Source organism: Streptomyces sp. NPDC088910 (assembly GCF_044749865.1).
Lineage (GTDB): Bacteria > Actinomycetota > Actinomycetes > Streptomycetales > Streptomycetaceae > Actinacidiphila.
This window is the reverse complement of record NZ_JBIVIV010000001.1, coordinates 481,533-504,495: the sequence shown is the minus strand read 5'-3', so window position 1 is coordinate 504,495 and position 22,963 is coordinate 481,533. Positions and strand designations below refer to the sequence as shown.

Sequence of the window (22,963 nt, the reverse complement as noted above, 5' to 3'; positions counted from 1 at the left end):
GTCGGTTCTTGGCGCTCGTCGCCGGTACGGGGCGGCGTCATAGGTGCTGACACCAACGATTGTACGACCAGAATCATTTTGATCGTACAACCAATCTCGGCCGAGGGCCGTGCGCGAGTACGCGACAATGGACGGCATGACCGCTGACGCCGCCACGCTCACCCGCCCGGAAACCCTCCGGATCGGCCCGCACGCCGTGTGGCCGCCGGTCGTGCTCGCCCCGATGGCGGGCATCACCAACGCGCCCTTCCGCACGCTCTGCCGCGAGTTCAGCGGCGGGAAGGGGCTGTTCGTCAGCGAGATGATCACGACGCGCGCGCTGGTCGAGCGCAATGAGAAGACCATGCACCTCATCCACTTCGACGCCTCGGAGACACCGCGCTCCATCCAGCTCTACGGTGTCGACCCGGCGACCGTCGGCAAGGCCGTGCGGATGATCGTGGACGAGGACCTGGCCGACCACATCGACCTCAACTTCGGCTGCCCGGTGCCGAAGGTGACCCGCAAGGGCGGTGGGTCCGCGCTGCCGTTCAAGCGCAATCTGCTGCGGGCGATCCTGCGGGAGGCGGTCGGCAACGCGGGCGACCTGCCGGTCACCATCAAGATGCGCAAGGGCATCGACGACGACCACCTCACGTATCTCGACGCGGGCCGGATCGCGGTGGAGGAGGGCGTGACGGCGGTCGCGCTGCACGGCCGCACGGCCGCCCAGCACTACGGCGGCACCGCCGACTGGGACGCCATCGCGCGGCTCAAGGAGCACGTGCCCGAGATCCCGGTGCTCGGCAACGGCGACATCTGGTGCGCGGACGACGCGGTGCGGATGATGCGGGAGACCGGCTGCGACGGTGTCGTGGTCGGCCGGGGGTGCCTCGGGCGGCCCTGGCTCTTCGGCGACCTGGTCGCCGCCTTCGAGGGTGGCGCCGCGCCCGCCACCCCCGACTTCGGGCAGGTCGCGCGGGTGATGCGGCGGCACGCGGAGCTGCTGGGGGAGTGGATCGGGGACGAGGCACGCGGTGTCGTCGACTTCCGCAAGCACGTGCCCTGGTACACCAAGGGCTTCTCGGTCGGCTCGGACGCGCGCCGGGCGCTGGCCACGGCCTCGTCGCTGGCCGAGATGGACGAGCACCTCGGCGGCCTCGACCTCACCCAGCCCTGGCCCGCGCACGCCGACGGCCCGCGCGGCCGTACCGCCCCCGGCAAGCGGGTCGTCCTCCCGGACGGCTGGCTCAACGACCCGTACGACTGCGCCGTGCTCACGGAGGACGCCGAATCCGACACCTCGGGCGGCTAACCGTCCGGTAACGCCGGCCGCGCACGGCCGGAGCGGGCCCTGGCCGCCGTCCAGCATGTGAGACGCGTGGCGTGATTCGCGCCACGGTTGATAGGGCTCGCGCTCAAACGAGCGCAAAGAGGGGTGTCGCACCTTCCGAAGGCATGGCACGCGGTGCCACCCCCGCTGTGTCCACGCGGCACGGCGCCACGTGACGCTCCGTAGACCGCGTCGCCGAAGCGACCACCGGAGTGAAACCGTCCGTTCGACTCGTGAACGGAGCGCGAACACCGGTCGGCGAGCCCCCCGCACGGGAGACACCGGCAGACGGGCGGTTACCGCCGTGTGTCGAGGTCATGGACGCACTGCGGCGCCTTCGACCTGGGTACGCTCCCCGCCGTCAGGGCATCCCGGTCGCGAGGAGTCGAGTCCCGTGTCGGCACGACAGAAGAAGCAGAAGTTCGTCTACGACTTCACTGAGGGCAACAAAGACCTCAAGGACCTGCTCGGCGGCAAGGGAGCGAACCTCGCCGAGATGACCAACCTCGGCCTGCCCGTCCCTCCGGGTTTCACCATCACCACCGAGGCGTGCAGGGTCTATCTGGAAACCGGCGCGGAACCCTCCGCGCTGCGCGACGAGGTGAGTGCGCACCTCGACGCGCTGGAACAGCGGATGGGCAAGAGGCTCGGCCAGCCGGACGACCCGCTGCTGGTCTCGGTCCGCTCGGGCGCGAAGTTCTCCATGCCCGGCATGATGGACACCGTCCTCAACATCGGCCTGTCCGACGCGTCGGTTGCCGGGCTCGCCCAGCAGGCGGGCAACGAGCGCTTCGCGTGGGACTCCTACCGGCGTCTTGTGCAGATGTTCGGCAAGACCGTGCTCGGTGTGGACGGCGACCTCTTCGAGGACGCGCTGGACGAGGCCAAGCGGCACAAGGGCGCGGACAGCGACCTCGGTCTGGACGCGGCCGATCTGCGACAGCTCGTGGACGACTTCAAGGCGATCGTCGCCAAGGAGGCCGGCCGGGACTTCCCGCAGGAGCCGCGCGAGCAGATGGACCTCGCCGTGCGCGCGGTCTTCGACTCCTGGAACACCGAGCGCGCCAAGCTCTACCGCCGCCAGGAACGTATCCCCGGCGACCTGGGCACCGCCGTCACCGTCTGCTCGATGGTCTTCGGCAACCTCGGCCCTGACTCCGGCACCGGCGTCGCCTTCACCCGCGACCCGGCCAGCGGCCACCAGGGCACGTACGGCGACTATTTGCAGAACGCCCAGGGCGAGGACGTCGTCGCCGGTATCCGCAACACCGTGCCGCTCGCCGACCTCGAAGGCATCGACAAGGCGTCGTACGACCAGCTCATCTCGATCATGGAGACGCTGGAGACGCACTACCGCGACCTGTGCGACATCGAGTTCACCATCGAGCGCGGCAAGCTGTGGATGCTCCAGACCCGGGTCGGCAAGCGGACCGCGGCGGCGGCCTTCAGGATCGCCACCCAGCTCGTCGACCAGGGCCTGATCAGCGAGGCGGAGGCGCTGCAACGGGTCAACGGCGCGCAGTTGGCGCAGCTCATGTTCCCGCGCTTCGACGACACGGTCGCCGACAGCGGGAACGTACGCCGGATCGGCTGGGGCATCGCGGCCTCGCCCGGCGCCGCCGTCGGCAAGGCGGTCTTCGACTCGTACACCGCCGTCAAGTGGTCGCGGTCCGGCGAGAAGGTCATCCTGATCCGCCGCGAGACCAACCCCGACGACCTCAACGGCATGATCGCCGCCGAGGGCATCCTCACCAGCCGCGGCGGCAAGACCTCGCACGCCGCCGTCGTCGCCCGCGGGATGGGCAAGACCTGCGTGTGCGGCGCCGAGGAGCTGGAGGTCGACACCAAGCGGCGACGGCTGACCGCGCCGGGGGGCGTGGTGATAGAGGAGGGCGACCTCATCTCGATCGACGGCTCCTCGGGCAAGGTGTACGTCGGCGAGGTGCCCGTCGTACCGTCCCCGGTGGTCGAGTACTTCGAGGGCCGCATGCACGCGGGGGCCGACGAGGCCGACGGACTCGTCCAGGCGGTGCACCGGATCATGGCGTACGCCGACCGGGTCCGCCGGCTGCGAGTACGCGCCAACGCCGACAACGCCGAGGACGCCAACCGCGCCCGCCGCTTCGGCGCGCAGGGCATCGGCCTGTGCCGTACCGAGCACATGTTCCTCGGCGAGCGCCGCGAGCTGGTCGAGCGACTGGTCCTCGCCGACACCGACACCGAGCGGGAAGAGGCGCTCGGCGCGCTGCTGCCGCTGCAAAAGGCCGACTTCATCGAGCTGTTCGAGTCGATGGACGGACTGCCGGTGACCGTAAGGCTGCTGGACCCGCCGCTGCACGAATTCCTGCCCGACATCACGGAGTTGTCGGTACGGGTCGCGCTCGCCGAGTCCCGCAGGGACGCCAACGAGAACGACCTGCGGCTGCTCCAGGCCGTTCACAAGCTCCATGAGCAGAACCCGATGCTGGGCCTGCGCGGCGTACGCCTCGGCCTGGTCATCCCCGGCCTGTTCGCCATGCAGGTACGGGCCATCGCGGAGGCGGCGGCGCACCGCAAGTCCGTCAAGGGCGACCCGCGCCCCGAGGTGATGATCCCGCTGGTCGGCACCGTGCAGGAACTGGAGATCGTCCGCGAGGAGGCGGACCGCGTCATCGCCGAGGTCGAGGCGGCCACCGGCGCCTCGCTCGGCATGGCCATCGGCACGATGATCGAGCTGCCGCGCGCCGCGCTGACGGCCGGTCAGATCGCGGAGGCCGCCGAGTTCTTCTCCTTCGGCACCAACGACCTCACCCAGACCGTGTGGGGCTTCTCCCGCGACGACGTCGAGGCGTCCTTCTTCACCGCCTACCTGGAGAAGGGCATCTTCGGCGTCTCCCCGTTCGAGACCATCGACCGCGACGGCGTCGGCGCGCTGGTCCGCTCCGCGTGCGAGGCCGGCCGCGCCACCCGCCCCGGCCTCAAGCTCGGCATCTGCGGCGAGCACGGCGGCGACCCCGAGTCCGTCCACTTCTTCCACGACGTCGGGCTCGACTACGTCTCCTGCTCGCCCTTCCGCATCCCCGTCGCCCGCCTGGAGGCCGGCCGCGCCGCCGCCCGTCCCCCCACGCCGACCACCTGACCGGGCCGGGCCCGGACCGCCGCCGGACGCCCCTTGCCCTGGGGGCACCCTCACCGACCGGCGACCCGTTCCCGACCCCACCCCGCCGGGGGCGACGCTTCGTGCGGAAGCGCCGCCCCCGGCGCTTTCACGTACGCCGGGGCACGGCCCGGCCATGCCGGCGCCGCGGCGTCCCACGCCCACGATCCGAGGCGCGCACCCGCGATGAGCACAAAGAAGGTCGCCAGGGCCGCACCGTAGCGGTGCGGACCTGGCGACCGTTTGAGACGGGGTCAGGAGGACGTGGGGCTGGCCGTGGTGGGAGTCGCGCTGCCGCTGGGCGTCGGGGCGGTCTTCGGGGGCGGGCCGAAGACGACGTTCACGTGCTCGAAGCCGAGCGAGGTCAGCAGGTGCTCCAGCATGAATTTGGTGTTGGTCTCGGCCCGCGCGCCCAACTCGGTCTGCTTGGCGGCGTCCTGGATCTTCTGCGCGGCCAGCTCGTTGAGCTGCTGGGCGTTGCCCGGATTGTCGCCGAAGAAGTCGCCGATCCGGTCGAAGAAGCCGCGCTGCTGCGAGACGACGTAGGAATGCTTGGTGTCCAGCGAGGTCCGCTCAAGTGCCGCGTGCGGCAGGCGGATCGTCGCGGACTTGCGGTCGGCGGAGACCTTCACCGCGTCGTTGCCGACGGAACCGAGATCGACGTACGCGTCGACGCTGCCCGCGCCGACGTACAGCGTGCGCTTGCCGCGCACCGCGGACGGCAGGAATTTGGCGTCCTTCTCCAGGTCGACGACGACCTCGAAGTTGCCGCTCGCGCCCTCGAAGCGGTTCATGTCCTGGATGGACTTCAACAGGACGGGACCGCTGCGGTCCTTGTCCTTCTCCGCGAACGGATTCGGTATACCGGGCAGCAGATTGGCCTTGCCGAGCAACAGGAACAGCAGCGCGAGTACGACCACTCCGATAGCTGTCCGCGCCCACCAGGGCATACGTCCCGCAGCACCACTGATCGCCATGACCGCGTCACCTCCTGAAGTGCCGGGTACCCGCGCTCGGCGATTCCATGAGCCGAACGTGCGCTCGACATAGGTGAGTTGGTACGGCCGGTCCGGGGTCGCGCCCGGCGGCTCACAGGGCGTACGTGACCCCCGTCAGCCGCTCCGACGCCTCCCACAGCAGCTCGCCGGTCACGTCGTCACGGGTCCTGGGCAGCCGCCAGGCGCGGGCGGGCGCGCCGCGCAGGCCCGGCGCGCGCGGGCCGGTGAAGGAGTCGGGGGCGACACCGGGCGCCGTCGCCGCGTAGAGCGTGGGCAGCGCCCCGCGCTCGGCCGACTGCGCCAGCAGTCGGTTGCCGAAGACGTAGACGCGCTCCACGCCCCTGCGGCCCTCCATCAGCGCCCAACGCGTGTGCAGGTCCGTCGCCGCGTAACCGGGGTGCGCCGCCGCGGCCACGATCCCCGAACCGGCCGCCGCGAGCCGCCGCGACAGCTCGTGCACGAAGAGCAGATTCGCGCTCTTCGACTGGCCGTACGCCGTCCAACGGCGGTACCCGCGGGTCGCGTTGAGGTCGCCGAGACGCACCCCGGCCAGCACGTGCGCCACGCTCGACACCACGACGATCCGGGCCCCGCGGTCCGCCGCCCGCAGTCGTGGCAGCAGCAGGCCCGTCAGCGCGAAGTGCCCCAGGTGGTTCACCCCGAACTGCTTCTCGAAGCCGTCGTAGGTCAGGCCGTACGGCAGTGCCATCACCCCGGCGTTGTTGACCAGCAGGTCCAGCGACGGCTCCTCGTACGCCTCCGCGAACGCCCGCACGCTTCCCAGGTCGGCCAGGTCCAGCGGCCTGAACACCGCCTGGGCGTTGGGCACTTCGGCCTGGAGGCGCTTCAGCGCCGCCGTCGCGCGCTCCGCGTCCCGGCACGCCAGCGTCACGCGGGCGCCGCGGCGGGCCAGTTCCCTGGCCGTGCAGTAACCGATGCCGGTGTTCGCGCCCGTCACCACGGCCGTCCTTCCGGACTGGTCCGGAACGCTCTCCGCCGTCCAGCTCATGACGTCCCCCTCCCTCACACCTGACTACCCGTCAGGGTAGGACCCTTGGCGGCGTACGGTGCCCCCGAAGGGTCCCGTCCTGGACGGTTCTTTCGCGATGGGCGGTGGGCCGGTCTTCAGGGGCGCGGCCCCGGGACGGTTCCTCTGCTGCGGGCGGTGGGCCGATCTTTAGGGGCGCGGGGAACTGCGCGACCAACCACCGCGCTCCCGCAGGTCACCACCCGCCCCGGCGGGGCAGTTCGGTTGGTCCCGGACCACCGGCGGGTGGGGGTGGGCCGCGCAGCTCCCCGCGCTCCGACGGGGCACGAGCCGTGCGCAAGGTGAGCGCGAAAGGGGCCACGGCCTCACGCGGAGGCGAGGTCCGGGCGCCGACGGGCGCGGAGGCGCCGGAGCATGCGGGCGTCCTGGAAACCGACGGCGCGGGCCGCGGCTTCGAGCGTGGCCCCCTGCCCGATGAGATGCTCGGCGCGCTCGATGCGCAGCTCCTGTTGGTAGCGGAGCGGCGTGAGCCCGGTGGAGGCGGTGAAGCGCCGCGTGAGGGTGCGCTCGCTGAGCCCGGTGGAGGCGGCGAGGTCGGCGAGGGCGAGGTGGTGGGCGAAGCGGGCGTCGATCAGATCCTGGGCCCGGTGCACGGCGTCGCTGAGGTGCCCGCGGTGCCGGAGCATGGCGCTGGTCTGGAGCTCGTCGCCGTTGCGCCGGGCGTAGACGACCATCTGCCGGGCGACGCGGGCAGCGGCGCCCGGCCCGTGGCGGACGGCGACCAGGTGCAGCGCGAGGTCGATGCCGCTGGCGATCCCGGCGGAGCTGACGACGCGGTCGTCCACGACGTAGAGGACGTCGCGTACGACGGTGGCCCGCGGATAGTCGCGGGCGAGTTCGTCCTGCACGTCGTGGTGGGTGGTGCAGCGGCGGCCGTCGAGCAGCCCGGCCCGGCCGAGCGCGTCCGCCCCCGCGCACACGCTCGCGACGGTGCCGCCGCCCGCGTGGTGCGCGCGCAGCCACTCCAGGGTCGCGGGCGTGAGCGCGCCGTTCTCGTGCAGCGTGTGGGCCCGCCAGCCCGGTACGACGATCAGGTCGTCGGCCGTCAGCGCGGGCGGTTCGGTGGCCGCGCGCAGCGCGACCCCTTGGGCGGTGGGGACGTCATCCCGCTCGGCGACGTAGTCCAGCCGGTACCCGAGGCCGTAGTCGGCGGCCGTCGAGAACACCTGGGCGGGACCCGCGAGGTCGAGCAGATGCAGGTGGGGCACGAGCAGGAAGACGACCCGGGTCACGATCCGGTCAGCTCCTTGACGGTCGAGACGGTGGCGAAGCGGCCCGCGAGAGCGTACTCGGTGCGCGCGATGATGTCCGCCGGGAGCAGCGTGCGCGGGTCGGCCAGCACCTCGGCGAGCGGGCGGCCCGCCGGCGCGTCGCGGTGCTCGATCGGCTCGGTGGCGGTCGCGTCCACCACGAAGGTGACGTCGTAGCCGAGGTCGGAGGCCAGCCGCGTCGTGGTCTCCACGCACTGCTCGGTGCGGATGCCGCAGGTGATCAGCGAGCGGATGCCGCGCGCGGTGAGGATCTGCTGGAGATTCGTGGTCGTGAAGGCGTTGTGCGCGGTCTTGACGAGCAGCGGCTCGCCCTCGGCGCGGGTCAGCCCGTCGATCAGCCGTACGTGGCCGCTCTCCGGGTCGAAGACCGTGTTCGAGCCCGGCTCGGAGTGCAGCACCCAGATCACCGGGTGCCCCTGCTCGCGGGCGTGGTCGACCAGCCGCGCCACCCGCGTGGCCACCTCGGGGTCGGACGCGGCCTGCCAGCTCTCCCGCTGCCGGAAGGACTCCTGGACGTCGATGACGATGAGCGCGGTCGCGCTCGCGGGGTTCGTGTTGTCAGCCATGACTCGATCGTGCCTCCGGCGCGGGCCCGCGGGTAGACCCGATCATGCCCCGCTGCGGAACGATCCGGTCACCCGGCGGGGCACCGGGGTACGCCCCCGCGTCGGACTCGCCCGCGGACCGCCCGACGCCGCCCCGCCCCTCGACATCGCCGCGTTCGGCGAGCGGGCGGTGTCTCGACGACGACGCGGTGGCGGTGCCGGTGCATCAGGTCGTCGAGGAGTAGCCGCCCGCTCGCCCGGCTCTCAACTCACCGTGCAGGCGGCGCCGTTGAGAGTGAAGCCGGTCGGCTTCGGGTTACTGCCCGACCAGTTGGCGTTGAAGCCGAAGTCCACCGTGCCGCCTGCCGCGATCGTCCCGTTGTAGGACAGATTCGTGGCCGTCGCCGCGGTGCCGCTCTGGGTGACCGTCGCGTTCCACGCCTGCGTGACCGTCTGGCCCGGCGCGAAAGTCCACTTCAGCGTCCAGCCGTTGACCGGCGCGGAGCCGTTGTTCTTCACCGTCAGATTCGCGGTGAAGCCGGTGTTCCACTGGTTGACCCCGTATGACACCGCGCAGCCGCCACCGCCGGGCGGTGTGGTGGGCGGAGTGGTCGGGGGCGTGGTGGGCGGTGTGGTCGGCGGTGTGGTGGTCGTGCTGCCGCCGAGCGCCGTACGCACCGCGGTGTAGGCGGGCTTGGGCTGGTAGTTGTCGTCGTACAGCAGAGCCGCGCCCTGGCCGGGGAAGACACCCGGGATCCACGAGGTCGCGTCGGAGACGCCCCACACCGTGATGCCCACACAACGCGACACGCCCAGGCAGGCGTTGACCACCGAGGTGTAGTCATTGGCCTGCTGCTGGAGCCTGGCGGCGTCCGACGGGGTCTGCATCCGGATGTCCAGCTCGGTGATGGCCACGTCCACGCCGAGGTCGGCGAAGCGCTGGAGGTTGGCCTTGAAGGTCGACGGCACCTGGCCGAGGATCAGGTGCGCCTGGAAGCCGACGCCGTCGATCGGAACGCCCTGCTGCTTCAGCGACTTGACCAGGTTGTACATGCCGTCGCTCTTGGGGCCCGTGCCCTCGACGTTGTAGTCGTTGAGGTAGAGCTTGGCGCCCGGGTCGGCGGCGCGGGCGGCCGTGAACGCGTCCGCGATGTACGACGAGCCGAGCTGGTTGTACCAGAGGTCTTGGCGGAAGGTGCCGTCCTCGTTGAACGGCTCGTTGACCACGTCCCAGTGGACGACCTTGCCCTTGTAGTGCGTGGCTTCGTCGGTGACGTGCTTGATCAGGATGTTGTGCAGCTCGGTGTTGCTGAAGCTGCCGGAGGTCAGCCAGTTGGGGAGCTGGCTGTGCCACACCAGATTGTGGCCGCGGACCTGCATGTTGTGCGCCTGCGCGAAGTTGACGATCGAGTCGCCCGGCGCCCAGTTGTACGTGCCGCGGCTCGGCTCGACGGTGTCCCACTTCATCTCGTTGCCGGGAGTGACCATGCCGAACTGGGCGCCCGCGATGGGCCCGCTGGTGCCTGTGGCCTCGCTCGCGGTCAGGGCGGTGCCCATGTAGATGCCCTTGGCCGCGGCCAGGTCGCGCAGCGGCGGGTCCGCGGCGTGCGCCGACGGCACGGTGACGGCGATCAGCGCCGCCGTCGCCGCCAGCAGCGCCGCGCCGGATCCGCCGATGGCGGATCTGAGGGCTCGCTTGGAGAACATGTGTGAATACCTCTTCCAAGTGGGGGATTGGAGCAGGCAGTTCGGTACGCGTGGTTGCGAGCGATGCGCGTGGGACGAGGGAGGAACGCATCGAATGTTTCGATACGAATTCCGACTGCGGCGCAGACCCTACGGGCACCCCACCCGGCCGTCAACACCCCCGGCAATCACCGCACTTCGGACGGGGGCGGTGTGCGTACGCCTCGGCGTGCGGGCGTGCGGGCGTGCATGCGGGCATGCGGGCGTGTGAGTGTGCGGGCTCGCGGGTGGGTGAGCGCGCGGGGGTGCGAGGACGCCTAGGCGGGGGACTGCGTGCTGCTGCGCTCGACCAGCCGGGTCGCCAGATCCACCCGCAGGGTGCTCGGCTGCTTGCCGCGGCTCAGGTCGAGCACCAGCCGGGCGGCGGCCTCCGCCATCTCGGTCAGCGGCTGCCTGACCGTGGTCAGCGGCGGGCTGATCCAGCGCGACAGCGGCAGGTCGTCGAAGCCGATCACGCTCACGTCGCCCGGAATGCTCAGCCCCAGCTCGCGCGCCGCCTCGTACAGTCCGAGCGCCTGGAGGTCGTTGCCGGTGAAGACGGCGGTGGGCCGCTCCGGCAGCCGCAGCAGTTCGAGTCCCGCGGTGTAACCGGCCTCGTGGTGGAAGTCGCCCGCCCTGACCAGTGCCGGGTCGAAGGCGACCCCCGCGGTCTCCAGCGCGGCGCGGTACCCGTCGATCCTGGCCCGGCTGCACATCATCCCCGCCGGGCCGCCGATCACACCGATCCGCCGGTGCCCCAGCTCCAGCAGGTGCCGGGTGGCGGCCACCCCGCCCTGCCAGTTGGTCGCCCCGATCGCGGGCACGTCCTCGCCGGGGTCGCCCGCCGGGTCCATCACCACGAACGGGATGTCCCGGCTGGTGAGCTGCGCCCGCTGGGCCGGGTCGAGCCCGGACAGTACGAGGATGACGCCGGTCGGACGCCGGGCCAGCACCCCGTCCACCCACGTCTGACCGGGGCTCAGGCGGCCCGCCGACTCCGAGAGCACCACGCTCAGGCCCTCGACCCGCGCCACGTTCTCCACCCCCCGGATGACCTCCATCGCCCACGCGCTCTCCAGCTCGTGGAAGACCAGGTCGAGCAGCGGCGCGGGCTGCGCGTTGCCGCGCCGCCGCTGGTAGCCGTGGAGGCGCAGCAGCTCCTCCACCCTGCTCCGCGTGGCGGGCGCGACATCGCCGCGGCCGTTGAGCACCTTCGAAACAGTCGGAGCCGAGACGCCCGCGGCCCGGGCGATCTCGGCGAGGGTGGCCGCGCCGGCGCTGCCGCCCGCGTTTCCGCCCGCGCTCGCGCGGCCCGCCGCTCCCGCCGCGCCGTTCGACGGCGTGTCGGGCTGGTCGGCTGTCCTGGACGGTACGTCTGCGGCGCTCATGCCTGCGATCGTAGCCCGCCGCCGCCCCATCCGTCCGACCCCGGGGTGCCCCCTGTTTCCCCGGCAACAATCGGTAACCGACTCGAATTATTCTCCGCGTCGTCCCTCACTGCTTACCTGTGCCCCTCGGGGCGCGGGGAGCCGCACGGCCAGCCGTGACGCCGCGCGGCCGGAAACGGGGGTGGCATGGCCGATTCCGGGCGGGCGGCAGGGGGAGCGAGAGTGCGACGGTGACGGGATGAGCTTCTTCCAGGACGTGCCAGAACCGCCGACCGCGCCGGAGCCGGAGCCCCGGCCGCGTCCCCCGTGGGAACGGTCCGTCTACGTGCTTCCCGCGTCGGTGCCGGGTGACGTGGTGCTGCTGCGCTCGGTCCGGGCGGCGGTCTGGATCGGCGGGCTGCGGGCGTACCCCAACGGCTTCGTGTTCCACCTGCGCGCGGTCCTGCGAAGGACCCCGGCCAACGGAGCCTGGCTGGGCAATCCCCTCGACGGCCGGTCCAACCCGCTGCGTCCGCCCGAGCCGCAGAGCAATCTGCGGCTCGGCCTGCGGTACGCGGACGGCCGACGCGTCGCGACGCAGGGCGGGATGCCGGTGCCCTGGCCGGGCGACGACGACACGGAGGCGATCCGCCTGATCAGCCAGGGCGGCGGCGGCAGCGGTCTGACATGGGAGGCGAGCTTCTGGACGTATCCGCTGCCGCCGGACGGCCCGGTGACCGTCTTCACCTCGTGGCTCGACGCCGGGGTGCGTGAAGCGTCGGTGGAACTGGACGGCGCGGCGATCCGGGCGGCGGGCGGCCGGGCGGTCCGCCTGTGGCCGCAGGACGAGGACCCCGAGGACGAGGACGGCTACAGCTACGTGACGAGGACGCTGACGGTCGGCGACGCCGAAGCGGACGGGGACGGGGACGGGGATCCCGAGACCGCACCCGGCACCGCACCGGGCGCGTAACCGGACGCTCATGGGGCCGAGACCGTCACCGACGGCTCGTGCCGCACCGGGAAGTTCACCGAGTTGGCGATGAAGCACAGCCGCTGGGCCTCCTCGTGGAGGGCCTGGGCGGCGGCGGCCATCGCGGGGGAGGCGACCTCGACGGCGGGCCGGAGCACGGCTTCGGTGAAGTGGCCGCCGCCGTCGCCGGTCTCCCGCATCGTGCCGGTCGCGTGGTCGGTGTAGCCGGTGACGACCACGCCGTTGACGGCGCAGACGTGGAGGTACGACAGCAGGTGGCACTGGGAGAGCGCGGCGAGGAGCAGCTGCTCGGGGTTCCAGCGGTCGGCGTCACCGCGGAAGGCGCGGTCGGCGGAGCCGGAGATGGCGGGGAGTCCGGCCGCGGTGACCTCGTGCGTACGGTCGTAGTCGCGGTAGGAGCTGGTGCCCGTGCCGCGGTTGCCGGTCCAGACGACCTCGGTCTCGTAGGAGTGCTGACGGGCTGACGGCATGGCTCGACGTCCCTTCGGGTCGCTCAGTCGGTGAATCGGGCGCCGCAGGTGTCCAGGACATGGCGGCGGGCCGCCTCGGCCGCCTCGCGCGCCCGGCCCCCGGTGATCGCGGCCAGCAGCTCCCGGTGCTGGGCGTTGACCTGGGCGGGCCGGTGGGGCGGGTCGAGGGAGGCGCGGGTGGAGACGAGGATCTGGTCCCACAGCCGGTCGAGCGAGGCGAGCGCCACGGGGTTCGCGGCGAGTACGGCAATCCGGCCGTGGAAGCGGCGGTTGTGGGCGACGGCCTCGGCGAGGCGCCCGGCCAGCGTGGCCTCTTCCGTACGGTCCGCCTCGCGGACCAGCTCGGCCAGGTCGGCGGGGGCGATCCGGCCCTCGGCCTGGCGCCCGGCGGCCAGCTCGGCGGTGAGCGCCTCCAGGGCGGCCCGCACCTGGTAGGCGTGGCGCAGCGCCTCCGCGTCCAGCGCGACCACCCGCACACCGCGCCCCGCCGAGTGGACCAGCCCGTCGGCGACCAGCGCGCGGAACGCCTCGCGCACCGGCGTCCTGCTCATCTCCAGCGACAGCGCGACCTCGGTCTCGGTGAGCCGCTGGCCCGGCGCGTAAGCGCCGTCCAGGATCAGGTCACGCAGCCGCGCGCGGGCGGCATCGGTCTGCTGCACACGGCCGAGGCTAGCTTCTGCATGCATTGCATGCAATGCATGCAGAAGGCCGGGGTGTACTCCTCCGCCCGGACCCGCAGCGGCCCCGCCGCGACCCGGTCCAGCGCCTCCTCCCAGCTCGCGGGCGCCGACTCGCCGTCCGCGCCCCGTACCAGCGGCCCGGTCAGCCGCACCGCCGTGGACAGCACCTCGGTCGAGGCGCGGCCCTCGCCGCACAACGCCCCCCGGTTCACCGGGAACGCCGTCCGCTCCACCACCTCCGGCCCGTCCGCCTCAGCGCACGGCCCCGCCCGCGGTGAGGGCGCGTGCGACCCCCGGCTCGCGCGGCCCCAGGAAGTGCGGGTTCGGGCGAATCACCACGTCCGCCGCCGCCTTGCCCGCGGCCAGCAACTCCCGTACGCCGCCCGCGTACCAGGTGGCGTCGTGCGGCTCGTCGACGGCGATCCCGTAGGCGTCGATCCCGGCGGCCTCGCAGAGCGCCAGGGCCCTGCGTATGTGGAAGTCCTGGCTGACCAGGACGGCCCGGTCGACCCCGAAGACGCGCTTGGCGCGGCTGCACGAGTCCCAGGTGTCGAAGCCCGCGTAGTCCAGGACGACCTTGTCGGCGGGCACGCCGTGCGCGGCCAGGTAGGTGCGCATGGCACCCGGCTCGTTGTACGACGTACGGCTGTTGTCGCCGGTGACCAGCACCACGCGTATCCGGCCCGTCCGGTACAGCGTCGCCGCCGCGTCCAGCCGGTGCGCCAGATACGGCGACGGCTTACCGTCCCAGAGCCCGGCGCCGAAGACCACGGCCACCGGCTCCTTCGGCACGTCGGCAAGCGTCCGGACGCGCCCGCCGTCGGCCAGCCGCAGCCACGTCGCGGGCAGCAGCGCCAGCACGCACCCGGCCACGCTCCACCGCAGCAGCCGCCGCCACCCCCGCCGCGTGCGCGGCAACCGCGCCCATGACGGCTTCCACCCCCGGACCCGCGCCCCCCACGCCCGCGCCCACGTCATACCGTCCACCCCCTGACCCGCCATCGCACCCGCCCCTCGCCGACCCGTGCCCCCTCCGTGACCGACGCCGGACACCCCCGCCCGGTTGCGTCATGGATCACAGTAGGACCCACCACTGACAACGCCCCCGGAGCGCCCGCGTGACCGACCCCCGCCTCCCCTTCTTCCTCTACGGCACGCTGCTGCCCGGCGGGCGCAACCACGGCGTGCTGCGCGGCCGGGCCCTGACCTGGACACCGGCCGAACTGCCCGGCGCGCTGCTCTTCCACGGCCCCGGCTACCCGTACGCCGTCCCCGACCCGGCGGGCGAGGGCGTCGTCCACGGGGCGCTGACGGCGGTCGGCCCCGAGGCGTACGCGGACGTCCTCGCCGACCTCGACCGGCTGGAGGAGTACGCGCCGGGCGCCCCCGCCAACCTCTACGAGCGCCGCCGTACGCACGTGCGCACGGCGGGCGGACCGACCCCCGCCTGGGTGTACTTCGCGGCCGGCCGCACCGCCCGTGAGCTGCTGCTCTCCGGCGAGCGGGTCTCCGGCGGCCGGTGGCCTCACAGCGGACCCGCGGCCGGGTGAGAGCACCGCAACCGGCTGTCGCGCCCGCGCGAACGACGAGGCAATCCGGCGCGCGCCTCGACGGGGTGCCCGTGCTGCCCGCGTACGCCTCCGCCGCCGCGCCGACCGTCGCCGAGGCCGTGGTCGCGCTCAATGGCCGAACTCGTACTGCGCCGGTACGACGAAGCCCTCCGCTACGACGAAGCCCTCCGCTACGACGAAGCCCTCCGCTACGACGGAACGCTCCTGGGCGCCGACGCCCGCCGTCGGGGCAGGTCAGCGCGGGCCACGGCGGCCCGGCCGCCGGTCGCGCGCCCGGTCCGCCACCCGCGCGTACGCCGCCGGTCACCGGGGCCGGTTACCGTCACGGGTATGGAAGAGAAGGACCGGTCACAGCGGGCGGCATCCGCGCACCTGGGCCCGTACGAGCGGTACGGGCCCTACGGCGAGGCCGATATGGAGCGGTATGTCACGGAACCGGACAAGAGGCCGGGCCGTACCGCGTTCCAGCGTGACCGGGCGCGGGTGCTGCACTCGGCGGCGCTGCGCAGGCTGGCCGGGAAGACACAGGTCGTGGACCCGGGCGTCAACAGCGCGGCGGCGATCGACACCAGCCCGCGCACCCGGCTGACGCACTCGCTGGAGTGCGCGCAGGTCGGCAGGGAACTGGGCGCGGCGCTCGGCTGCGACCCCGACCTGGTGGAGACGGCGTGTCTGGCGCACGACCTCGGGCACCCGCCGTTCGGGCACAACGGCGAGCTGGTCCTGGCCGAATTCGCCGAGGACTGCGGCGGGTTCGAGGGCAACGCGCAGAGCCTGCGGCTGCTGACCCGGATCGAGCCGAAGAAATTCGTGCCGGACCCGGCGGGCGGCGACGCGCTGGTCAGCGTCGGCCTCAATCTCACCCGCGCCGCGCTGGACGCGGCGACCAAGTACCCGTGGGCGCGCGGCGGCCACCCCACCACGCCCGGCAGCCCCAAATTCGGCGCGTACGAGGACGACCTGCCGGTCTTCGGCTGGCTGCGGAAGGACGCGCCCGACGGCCGCCAGTGCTTCGAGGCGCAGGTCATGGACTGGGCCGACGACGTCGCGTATTCGGTGCACGACGTGGAGGACGGCCTCCAGGCCGGGCACATCGACCCCGGCGCGCTGACCTCCGCCCCCGAGCGCGCCGAGGTGTTCGGCTGCGCCGCCGCCCGCTATGTGCCGCCCGGCACCGACCCGGCCGAGCTGGCCGCGGCCCTCGACCGGCTGCTCGACCAGCCCTGGTGGCCGCACGGCTACGACGGCACCGCCCTCGCCCAGGCGCGGCTCAAGGACGCCGCCTCCCAGCTCATCGGCCGCTTCTGCCTGGCGGCCGAGAGCGCCACCCGCGAGCGCTACGGCACCGGCCGCCTCACCCGCTACCGCGCGGAGCTCGTCGTGCCGCGCGAGCAGCGGCTCGAATGCGCCGTTCTCAAGGCGGTCGCCGACCGGTACGTCATGCAGCGCGCCGCGCAGGCCAAGCGCCGGGCCGAGCAGCGCGTGGTGATCGGCGAGCTGGCGCAGCGGCTGCTGGAGCGGGCCCCCGAGGGCCTTGACCCGCAGTTCCGCGGGATCTTCGACGCCGCCCCCGACGACCGCGCCCGCCGCCGCGCCGTCGTCGACCAGATCGCCTCCCTCACCGACGCGGCGGCCACCGCCCTGCACGCCCGGCTGCACGCGTAACCGCCGGAAACGGGGCGTCCGGTACGCCGGGATACCCGCCCGGCATATGGCCGGATGCCCACTGGGCAGAAGAAGCACGAGGGGATGGACGGCGCGGCGCTCTTCCGGACGGCCCTGACGTGCGGGACGCTCGTATGTACGCACAAGCAGGACGCACGAGCACGACGCGCCCTCAGACGCACCGCACGACGCACGAACAGAACGCACAAGCACCACGCACAAGCACCACGCACAAGCACCACGCACGCAGCACCGCACGACACGTACACGTACGCTCGCACACGTACCGATCGCCGACCCGCCTGGAGGGCCACCGTGGTGGACGCACACGAAACCTTCGTGATCGTCGGAGCAGGGCTCGCCGGGGCGAAGGCGGCCGAAACGCTCCGGGCCGAGGGTTTCACCGGCCGGGTGATACTGATCGGCGACGAGCGCGACCACCCCTATGAACGCCCGCCCCTGTCCAAGGGCTATCTGACCGGCGCCGACGAGCGCGACTCGGTCTTCGTGCAGAACACCTCCTGGTACGCCGAGCACGACATCGAGCTGCACCTGGGCCAGCCGGTCGTGCACCTGGACCCGGCCGCCAAATTCGTCCGCCTCGGCGACGGCACGACGCTGATGTACGACAAGCTGCTGCTCGCCACCGGCTCCGAGCCGCGCCGCCTGGACATCCCGGGCACCGACCTGGCCGGGGTGCACCACCTGCGCAGGCTCGCGCACGCCGACCGGCTCAAGCACGTGCTGACCAGCCTCGGCCGGGAGAACGGCCACCTGGTGGTGGCGGGCGCGGGCTGGATCGGCCTGGAGGTCGCCGCCGCGGCCCGCGGCTACGGCGCCGAGGTCACCGTCGTGGAGTCCGCGCCGACCCCGCTGCACTCGGTGCTCGGCCCCGAACTGGGCGCGGTCTTCACCGACCTGCACGCCGAGCACGGCGTCCGCTTCCACTTCGGCGCCCGGCTCACCGAGATCACCGGCCAGGACGGCATGGTGCTCGCCGCCCTCACCGACGACGGCGAGGAGCACCCGGCGCACGACGTGCTCGCCGCGATCGGCGCCGCCCCGCGCACCGCGCTGGCCGAGAGCGCGGGACTCGACCTGGTCGACCCGGCCGAGGGCGGCGGCATCGCCGTGGACGCCTCGCTGCGCACCTCGAACCCCGACATCTTCGCCGCGGGCGATGTCGCCAACGCCGAACACCCGCTGCTCGGCGGCCGGTTGCGCGTCGAGCACTGGGCGAACGCGCTGAACGGCGGCCCCGCCGCGGCCCGCGCCATGCTCGGCCGCCCGGTGTCGTACGACCGGGTTCCGTACTTCTTCTCCGACCAGTACGACCTGGGCATGGAGTTCTCGGGGAACGCGGCGCCCGGCTCGTACGACCAGGTGGTGTGCCGCGGCGATGTGGGCAAGCGGCAGTTCATCGCCTTCTGGCTGAACGAGGGGCGGGTGCTGGCGGGGATGAACGTCAATGTGTGGGACGTCACCGAGCCGATCCAGCAGCTCATCCGCTCCGGCCGCGCGGTCGACCCCGAGCGGCTGTCCGATCCGGCGGTGCCACTAACCTCGTTCCTGGACTGACCAGGAGCTTCCTTCCTGGACCGGCCGGACCGACCAGGAAGGGACACCCCGCCGTGCCCGTCACCCGTACCGCCGTCGTGCCCGTCGAGGAGATCTTCGCCCTGCGCTGGGCGGTGCTGCGGACCGGCCTGCCGCGCGAGACCGCCGTCTATCCGGAGGACTCGCGCGACGGCACGTTCCACATCGCCGCCTACGACGAGGAAGGCGCGGTACGGGGCTGCGCCACCTTCTTCCCCGAGCCGCTGTCGGGGGACGACGCCCTCGCGGACGCGGATACGGCCGGGGCGTCCGCGTACCGCTTCCGCGGCATGGGCAGCGCGCCCGAGGTCCGCGGCCAGGGGTTCGGCGGCGCGGCCCTGATCGCGGGCCTGCGCGAGGCCGCGGCCCGCGGCGCCGAACTGGCCTGGTGCAACGGCCGTACGTCCGCCGCCGGTTTCTACGAGCACTTCGGCTTCACGGCGATCGGCGAGGAATTCGTCGTGGAACCGATCGGCCCGCACTACGTGTTCGTCACCAAGGACCTCGCGCGGGGTCCCGCGTAGGCCGTCGCCCAGCGCCTCTCCGCCTGTCCCCGAACGCTACTTCGACAGGTAGAAGGCCAGCAGCCCCGACGCGTCCATGTCCAGCGCCGGCTCCGAGCTCTGCCACGACCGCACGTCGTCCACGTACCGGCTGCCGCGCCCGTTGAAGGCGCTGTACGGGTCCGCGCCGCCGGGCGGGCACGGCCGCATGCCGTCCAGGTAGTCGCCGAGGCCGTCGCTGAACTGCTCCGCGCCGTTGGGCCCGTTGACGATCGCGCCCACCTCCAGCGGTCGTGAACCGGTCGGGCTCCCCGCGAGGTTGCCCAACTCGCCCGCCGTGCAGCGCGGGAACGTCTGCCCCTGGCCGACCATGAAGGACGTGCCCCAGGCGTTCGCCCCCAGCAGCCAGTCGAGTTGCTGCACCGCGAAGCGGTCGAACGAGGTGTCGCCGGTCACCGAGCGGTACAGCCGCGTGGTGGCCGCGAGACCCAGCGTGTGCGAGTCCGCGTCGAAGTCGTCGTAGACCGCGCCCGCGTGGAACGGGTCAGCCGCCGCCCGCCGTTGCCCGGCGGCGATCTGGCCCTTCACGTAACCGACCAGGTCGGCGTACGTCACCGCGAGTCCGCGCGGGTGCCCGGCCGCGCTGATGGCCCGCGCCAGGTCGAGGTCGGCGAGCGCGCTGGTGTCGTACATGTTCAGCGTGTCCGCGCCCGCCTCGCTCTGGTGCGCCTTCGCCCAACTCGCCGCCTGCTTCAGCCAGTCCGCGCCGCGCCGGTCGTGCAGCCGCTGCGCCGCCAGCGCCAACTCGGCCCCGCCGAAGGCCAGATCGTCCTTCCAGCTCGTCTCGGGGTAGTAGCCGTACGGCACGGTGGTGACGAGCGTGCCAGGGCGGGTGTCGGCCAGGCCGTAGATCTGCGCCGCGGTGTTGAGATACGCGCGGGCCTTGGCGGGCGCGGTGGCCGCGTACCGCTGGGCGGCGAGCGCGAAGTCGGCGGCGAGCCGGCCCGCCTGGTTGGGGCTGAGCTTCGCGCCGGGGGCGCCCGCCCTGAACACCGGGCGGTTCTTCAGGAACGGGTGCGCGGAGTCCTTGTCGTCCTTCTCCGGCAGCCGCCACACGTCGTGGTCGCCGACGACGCTGCCGCTGTCCGTACCGGAGCCGAGGCCGACCTGGATGTACAGCGTCTTCGTTGTGCCGTCCCACATCTTGTCGAGCCAGTCCAGGCCGTGCTGCGCCTCGCCGCCGAGGGCCGAGGCGGGGCCCGCGCCGGTCTGCCGGGCGGCGATCTGGAGCGCGGCGACGGCGTACGAGGTGGTCTCGGTGAACTTCAGGTAGTCGCCCGCGTCGAACCAGCCGCCGGAGACGTCCACCGGGGCCGCGCCCGCGATCTTCTTCGGCGCGGCCTTGATCGTGTCGCCTTCGGGGTCGGTGAACGACGGCCACGCGTAGACGGCGGCGTGCGCGTCGTTGAGATGCGACGGCTTGCGCCGCAGCTGCCCGGGGATCGTCCTCGCGCCGTCGCGCTGGGCCTGGAAGAAGGCGGTGGCGTCGGCGGCGGGACGGCCGAAGACGGCCTTCGCCGAGCCGATGGTGAAGGCGGGGGAGGAGGCGGTGGCGGTGCCGCCGACCACCAGCCGGTAGGTGCCGGGCGTGCGCACCGCGCTGAAGTCGATCAAGTAGACGGCCGGATACGCGCTGTTCCAGCGGCCCAGGCTCGCCCCCGTGCTGCCGTGCGCGACGACCCGGCCGCCGCGCTCGACCAGCTTCCACGACGCCTCGCCGACCGCGCTTTTGGCCAGCAGGAACGCTTCTTTGGCGCCGCTTCCCGCGTAGCCGACCTGGTTCACCCGGACCTCGCCGGTGGTCGCGGCCTGGGCGGTGTCCGCGCCGCCCGCCAGCGACAGCGCCGCCAGCACGGCGGTCGCGGTGACAGCCGTCGCCGCGGCGGTGGTCCATCTGCGGAGCGGCCTTCTGCGAAGCTCGGGCATGCGGCTGTGTCTCCCCACGACTTCGGAACCCCAATAGGAAAGGTTCCTAACGATTGGCGAAGCTAGTCCTCACCCCCGCCCGGGTCAAGACCTTCGTCGCCACCCACCGCCCGGCGCTCCGCTGTCCCACCAGCGCCGTAGACTTGCGCGAGTGGCGGGCAGGATCAGAGACGAAGACGTGAAGGCGGTACGGGACGCGGTCCCGATCGACGCCGTCGTCTCCGAATACCTCCAGCTCAAGAACGCCGGCGGCGGCAATCTCAAGGGCCTGTGCCCCTTCCACGACGAGAAATCCCCCTCCTTCCAGGTCAGCCCCTCCAAGGGCCTCTACCACTGCTTCGGCTGCGGGGAAGGCGGGGACACCCTCGCGTTCGTCATGAAGCTCGACCATCTGTCGTTCACCGAGGCCGTCGAGCGCTTGGCCGGGCAGGCCGGGATCACGCTGCGGTACGAGGAGGGCAGCCATGTCCCCGGGCGGCAGCAGGGCGAGCGGATCCGGCTGGTCGAGGCGCACAAGGCCGCCGCGCAGTTCTATGTGGAGCAACTGGGCGGGGCGGAGGCGGAGATCGGCCGGAGGTTCCTGGCCGAGCGCGGCTTCGACCAGGCGGCGGCGGAGCACTTCGGGGTGGGGTACGCGCCCGCCGGGTGGGACCACCTGGTGCGGTATCTGCGGGGGAAGGGCTTCACCGACAAGGAGCTGATCACCGCGGGACTGGCCTCCGAGAGCCGCAGGGGCGGGGCGATCGACCGCTTCAGGGGGCGGCTGATCTGGCCGATCCGGGACATCACCGGCGAGGTCATCGGCTTCGGCGCGCGCAAGCTGCGCGAGGACGACCAGGGGCCGAAGTACCTGAACACCTCCGAGACGCCGCTCTACAAGAAGTCCCAGGTGCTGTACGGCATCGACCTGGCCAAGAAGGAGATCGCCAAGACCGGGCGGGCGGTGGTCGTCGAGGGGTACACCGACGTGATGGCCTGCCATCTCGCCGGGGTCACCACGGCCATCGCCACCTGCGGCACCTCCTTCGGCGGCGACCACATCAAGATCCTGCGCCGGCTGCTGATGGACAATTCGACCGCCGAGGTGGTCTTCACCTTCGACGGCGACGAGGCGGGCCAGAAGGCCGCGCTGCGGGCGTTCGAGGACGACCAGAAATTCGCCGCCGAGACGTCGATCGCGATCACGCCCGGCGGGATGGACCCGTGCGAACTGCGGCTCGCCGAGGGCGACGCGGCCATCCAGCGGCTGATCGACGGCCGCACCCCGCTGTTCGCCTTCGCGCTGCGCTCCATCGTGTCCCGCTACAACCTGGACACCGACGAGGGCCGGGTGGCGGCCGTGGACGCGGGGGTCGCCGTGGTCGCCGCGATCAAGAACCAGGCGCTGCGCGACCGTTACGCGATCCGGCTGGTCGGCATGGCCGGGATCGGCACGCAGTCCGAGGAACAGTCGATCATCCGCCGGGTCCGCGCGATGGCCAGGGCCCGCGCGGCGGGCGGCGGCAGCACCGACAACCGCCCGCAGTACGGCCGCCAGGGCCAGGGCGGTCCGTACGCGGGCGGCGACCGGCAGTCCTCCGGCGTCCCCGCGCAGAACGCGCCGCGCGGCCCCCGCCTGGACCTGCGCAGCCCCGCCCACCGCGTCGAGCGCGAGCTGCTCAAGCTCGCCCTCCAGTACCCGAAGCTGGTCTCCCCGGCCTTCGACGCGTACGGCGAGGACGAGTTCACCGGACCGCCCTACGCCGCCGTGCGCCGGGTGATCGCCGAGGCGGGCGGCGTCGAGGCGGCCGACGGCGACTATCTCGTACGGGTCCGCGAGGCCGCGCCCGACGACACCGTACGGATGATGGTCACCGAACTGGCCGTCGAGCCGGTGATGCACAAGTCGCCCGAGTTCTACGCGGGCGAGGTGCTGGTCCGGGTGCGGATCAACGCGGTGGAGCGGCGCGTGGCCCAGGTGCACGCCACACAGGCGCGGTTCGCCGCCCAGGGCGTCCCGCAGGACTCGCCCGAGGTCACCGCGTCGCTGGGCGAGCTGTGGGCGCTCCAGCAGTACGGCCAGCGGCTGCGCGAACAGGGCGCGGCGGGGCTGTAGC

At 72.6% G+C, this 22,963-nt stretch carries 18 protein-coding genes and 1 pseudogene; 8 read left to right on the top strand and 11 right to left on the bottom strand.

Annotated elements, in window-relative coordinates:
• Positions 1–136: 136 nt before the first annotated feature.
• Both dusB and ppdK read left to right on the top strand, forming a co-directional pair.
• Positions 137–1,294 carry a tRNA dihydrouridine synthase DusB gene (dusB, locus tag ACIP4Z_RS02195; protein WP_391047420.1) on the top strand — a complete coding sequence of 386 codons (1,158 nt, stop codon included), beginning with the start codon at positions 137–139 and terminating at the stop codon, positions 1,292–1,294.
• Between the two features lie 412 nt (positions 1,295–1,706).
• Positions 1,707–4,430, top strand: coding sequence for a pyruvate, phosphate dikinase (ppdK, locus tag ACIP4Z_RS02190; protein ID WP_401304351.1), 2,724 nt, complete (start codon positions 1,707–1,709; stop codon positions 4,428–4,430).
• 272 nt (positions 4,431–4,702) lie between these two features.
• Here the strand turns inward: ppdK and ACIP4Z_RS02185 are convergent, their stop codons facing one another.
• The 6 genes from ACIP4Z_RS02185 to ACIP4Z_RS02160 form a co-directional block, all read right to left on the bottom strand.
• Positions 4,703–5,425: a DUF4230 domain-containing protein gene (locus ACIP4Z_RS02185; protein WP_355344680.1), complete on the bottom strand. Its 723-nt coding sequence runs from the start codon at positions 5,423–5,425 to the stop codon at positions 4,703–4,705.
• Positions 5,426–5,537: 112 nt separating this feature from the next.
• Positions 5,538–6,455, bottom strand: coding sequence for an oxidoreductase (locus tag ACIP4Z_RS02180; protein ID WP_401304348.1), 918 nt, complete (start codon positions 6,453–6,455; stop codon positions 5,538–5,540).
• A gap of 344 nt (positions 6,456–6,799) precedes the next feature.
• Positions 6,800–7,726: a GlxA family transcriptional regulator gene (locus ACIP4Z_RS02175; protein ID WP_401304345.1), complete on the bottom strand. Its 927-nt coding sequence runs from the start codon at positions 7,724–7,726 to the stop codon at positions 6,800–6,802.
• A complete protein-coding gene (locus ACIP4Z_RS02170; protein ID WP_355344689.1) occupies positions 7,723–8,331 on the bottom strand; it encodes an isochorismatase family protein in 609 nt (202 codons plus the stop codon). The genes ACIP4Z_RS02175 and ACIP4Z_RS02170 overlap by 4 nt, the downstream gene beginning before the upstream one ends.
• Positions 8,332–8,574: 243 nt before the next feature.
• Complete coding sequence (locus ACIP4Z_RS02165) at positions 8,575–10,017, bottom strand: endo-1,4-beta-xylanase (RefSeq protein WP_401304341.1); 1,443 nt, start codon at positions 10,015–10,017, stop codon at positions 8,575–8,577.
• A gap of 296 nt (positions 10,018–10,313) precedes the next feature.
• Positions 10,314–11,423 (bottom strand): LacI family DNA-binding transcriptional regulator, encoded by a 1,110-nt coding sequence (locus tag ACIP4Z_RS02160; protein WP_355344695.1) that lies wholly within the window; start codon positions 11,421–11,423, stop codon positions 10,314–10,316.
• A 238-nt stretch (positions 11,424–11,661) separates the two neighbouring features.
• Between ACIP4Z_RS02160 and ACIP4Z_RS02155 the strand changes: the two genes are divergently transcribed.
• A complete protein-coding gene (locus tag ACIP4Z_RS02155; RefSeq protein WP_401304337.1) occupies positions 11,662–12,375 on the top strand; it encodes a hypothetical protein in 714 nt (237 codons plus the stop codon).
• An 8-nt stretch (positions 12,376–12,383) separates the two neighbouring features.
• Here the strand turns inward: ACIP4Z_RS02155 and ACIP4Z_RS02150 are convergent, their stop codons facing one another.
• The 4 genes and pseudogenes from ACIP4Z_RS02150 to ACIP4Z_RS02135 all read right to left on the bottom strand — a co-directional run bounded on the left by ACIP4Z_RS02150 (position 12,384) and on the right by ACIP4Z_RS02135 (position 14,524).
• Positions 12,384–12,866: an OsmC family protein gene (locus tag ACIP4Z_RS02150; protein WP_391047407.1), complete on the bottom strand. Its 483-nt coding sequence runs from the start codon at positions 12,864–12,866 to the stop codon at positions 12,384–12,386.
• Between the two features lie 23 nt (positions 12,867–12,889).
• Positions 12,890–13,525 carry a GntR family transcriptional regulator gene (locus ACIP4Z_RS02145; RefSeq protein WP_355344707.1) on the bottom strand — a complete coding sequence of 212 codons (636 nt, stop codon included), beginning with the start codon at positions 13,523–13,525 and terminating at the stop codon, positions 12,890–12,892.
• Between the two features lie 62 nt (positions 13,526–13,587).
• A pseudogene (locus tag ACIP4Z_RS02140) lies at positions 13,588–13,791 on the bottom strand (hypothetical protein); the annotation flags it as partial.
• Positions 13,792–13,798: 7 nt separating this feature from the next.
• Positions 13,799–14,524, bottom strand: a complete 726-nt coding sequence (locus ACIP4Z_RS02135; protein WP_401305026.1) for a vancomycin high temperature exclusion protein — start codon at positions 14,522–14,524, stop codon at positions 13,799–13,801.
• A gap of 140 nt (positions 14,525–14,664) precedes the next feature.
• Here ACIP4Z_RS02135 and ACIP4Z_RS02130 point away from each other — a divergent pair, with 140 nt between their 5' ends.
• From ACIP4Z_RS02130 to ACIP4Z_RS02115, 4 genes are all read left to right on the top strand, one after another.
• Positions 14,665–15,096: a gamma-glutamylcyclotransferase gene (locus ACIP4Z_RS02130; RefSeq protein ID WP_401304333.1), complete on the top strand. Its 432-nt coding sequence runs from the start codon at positions 14,665–14,667 to the stop codon at positions 15,094–15,096.
• 435 nt (positions 15,097–15,531) lie between these two features.
• Positions 15,532–16,782 carry a deoxyguanosinetriphosphate triphosphohydrolase gene (locus ACIP4Z_RS02125; RefSeq protein WP_391047653.1) on the top strand — a complete coding sequence of 417 codons (1,251 nt, stop codon included), beginning with the start codon at positions 15,532–15,534 and terminating at the stop codon, positions 16,780–16,782.
• Between the two features lie 315 nt (positions 16,783–17,097).
• Complete coding sequence (locus ACIP4Z_RS02120; protein WP_355344716.1) at positions 17,098–18,360, top strand: FAD-dependent oxidoreductase; 1,263 nt, start codon at positions 17,098–17,100, stop codon at positions 18,358–18,360.
• A gap of 53 nt (positions 18,361–18,413) precedes the next feature.
• Complete coding sequence (locus ACIP4Z_RS02115; RefSeq protein WP_355344719.1) at positions 18,414–18,902, top strand: GNAT family N-acetyltransferase; 489 nt, start codon at positions 18,414–18,416, stop codon at positions 18,900–18,902.
• Positions 18,903–18,938: 36 nt separating this feature from the next.
• On the opposite strand, the gene ACIP4Z_RS02110 is transcribed toward ACIP4Z_RS02115, so the two are convergent.
• Complete coding sequence (locus ACIP4Z_RS02110; RefSeq protein ID WP_401304329.1) at positions 18,939–20,867, bottom strand: glycoside hydrolase family 9 protein; 1,929 nt, start codon at positions 20,865–20,867, stop codon at positions 18,939–18,941.
• 151 nt (positions 20,868–21,018) lie between these two features.
• Between ACIP4Z_RS02110 and dnaG the strand changes: the two genes are divergently transcribed.
• A complete protein-coding gene (gene dnaG, locus ACIP4Z_RS02105) occupies positions 21,019–22,962 on the top strand; it encodes a DNA primase (RefSeq protein WP_355344725.1) in 1,944 nt (647 codons plus the stop codon).
• Position 22,963 lies beyond the last annotated feature (1 nt).

Excerpts from the sequence above, each read along its gene's own strand:
- ACIP4Z_RS02125 (WP_391047653.1), top strand. The coding sequence starts at position 15,532 with ATGGAGCGGTATGTCACGGAACCGGACAAGAGGCCGGGCCGTACCGCG.
- ACIP4Z_RS02155 (WP_401304337.1), top strand. The coding sequence starts at position 11,662 with ATGAGCTTCTTCCAGGACGTGCCAGAACCGCCGACCGCGCCGGAGCCG.
- ACIP4Z_RS02150 (WP_391047407.1), bottom strand. The coding sequence starts at position 12,866 with ATGCCGTCAGCCCGTCAGCACTCCTACGAGACCGAGGTCGTCTGGACC.
- ACIP4Z_RS02160 (WP_355344695.1), bottom strand. The coding sequence starts at position 11,423 with ATGAGCGCCGCAGACGTACCGTCCAGGACAGCCGACCAGCCCGACACG.
- ACIP4Z_RS02180 (WP_401304348.1), bottom strand. The coding sequence starts at position 6,455 with ATGAGCTGGACGGCGGAGAGCGTTCCGGACCAGTCCGGAAGGACGGCC.
- dusB (WP_391047420.1), top strand. The coding sequence starts at position 137 with ATGACCGCTGACGCCGCCACGCTCACCCGCCCGGAAACCCTCCGGATC.
- ACIP4Z_RS02185 (WP_355344680.1), bottom strand. The coding sequence starts at position 5,425 with ATGGCGATCAGTGGTGCTGCGGGACGTATGCCCTGGTGGGCGCGGACA.
- ACIP4Z_RS02165 (WP_401304341.1), bottom strand. The coding sequence starts at position 10,017 with ATGTTCTCCAAGCGAGCCCTCAGATCCGCCATCGGCGGATCCGGCGCG.
- ACIP4Z_RS02110 (WP_401304329.1), bottom strand. The coding sequence starts at position 20,867 with ATGCCCGAGCTTCGCAGAAGGCCGCTCCGCAGATGGACCACCGCCGCG.
- ACIP4Z_RS02135 (WP_401305026.1), bottom strand. The coding sequence starts at position 14,524 with ATGACGTGGGCGCGGGCGTGGGGGGCGCGGGTCCGGGGGTGGAAGCCG.
- ACIP4Z_RS02170 (WP_355344689.1), bottom strand. The coding sequence starts at position 8,331 with ATGGCTGACAACACGAACCCCGCGAGCGCGACCGCGCTCATCGTCATC.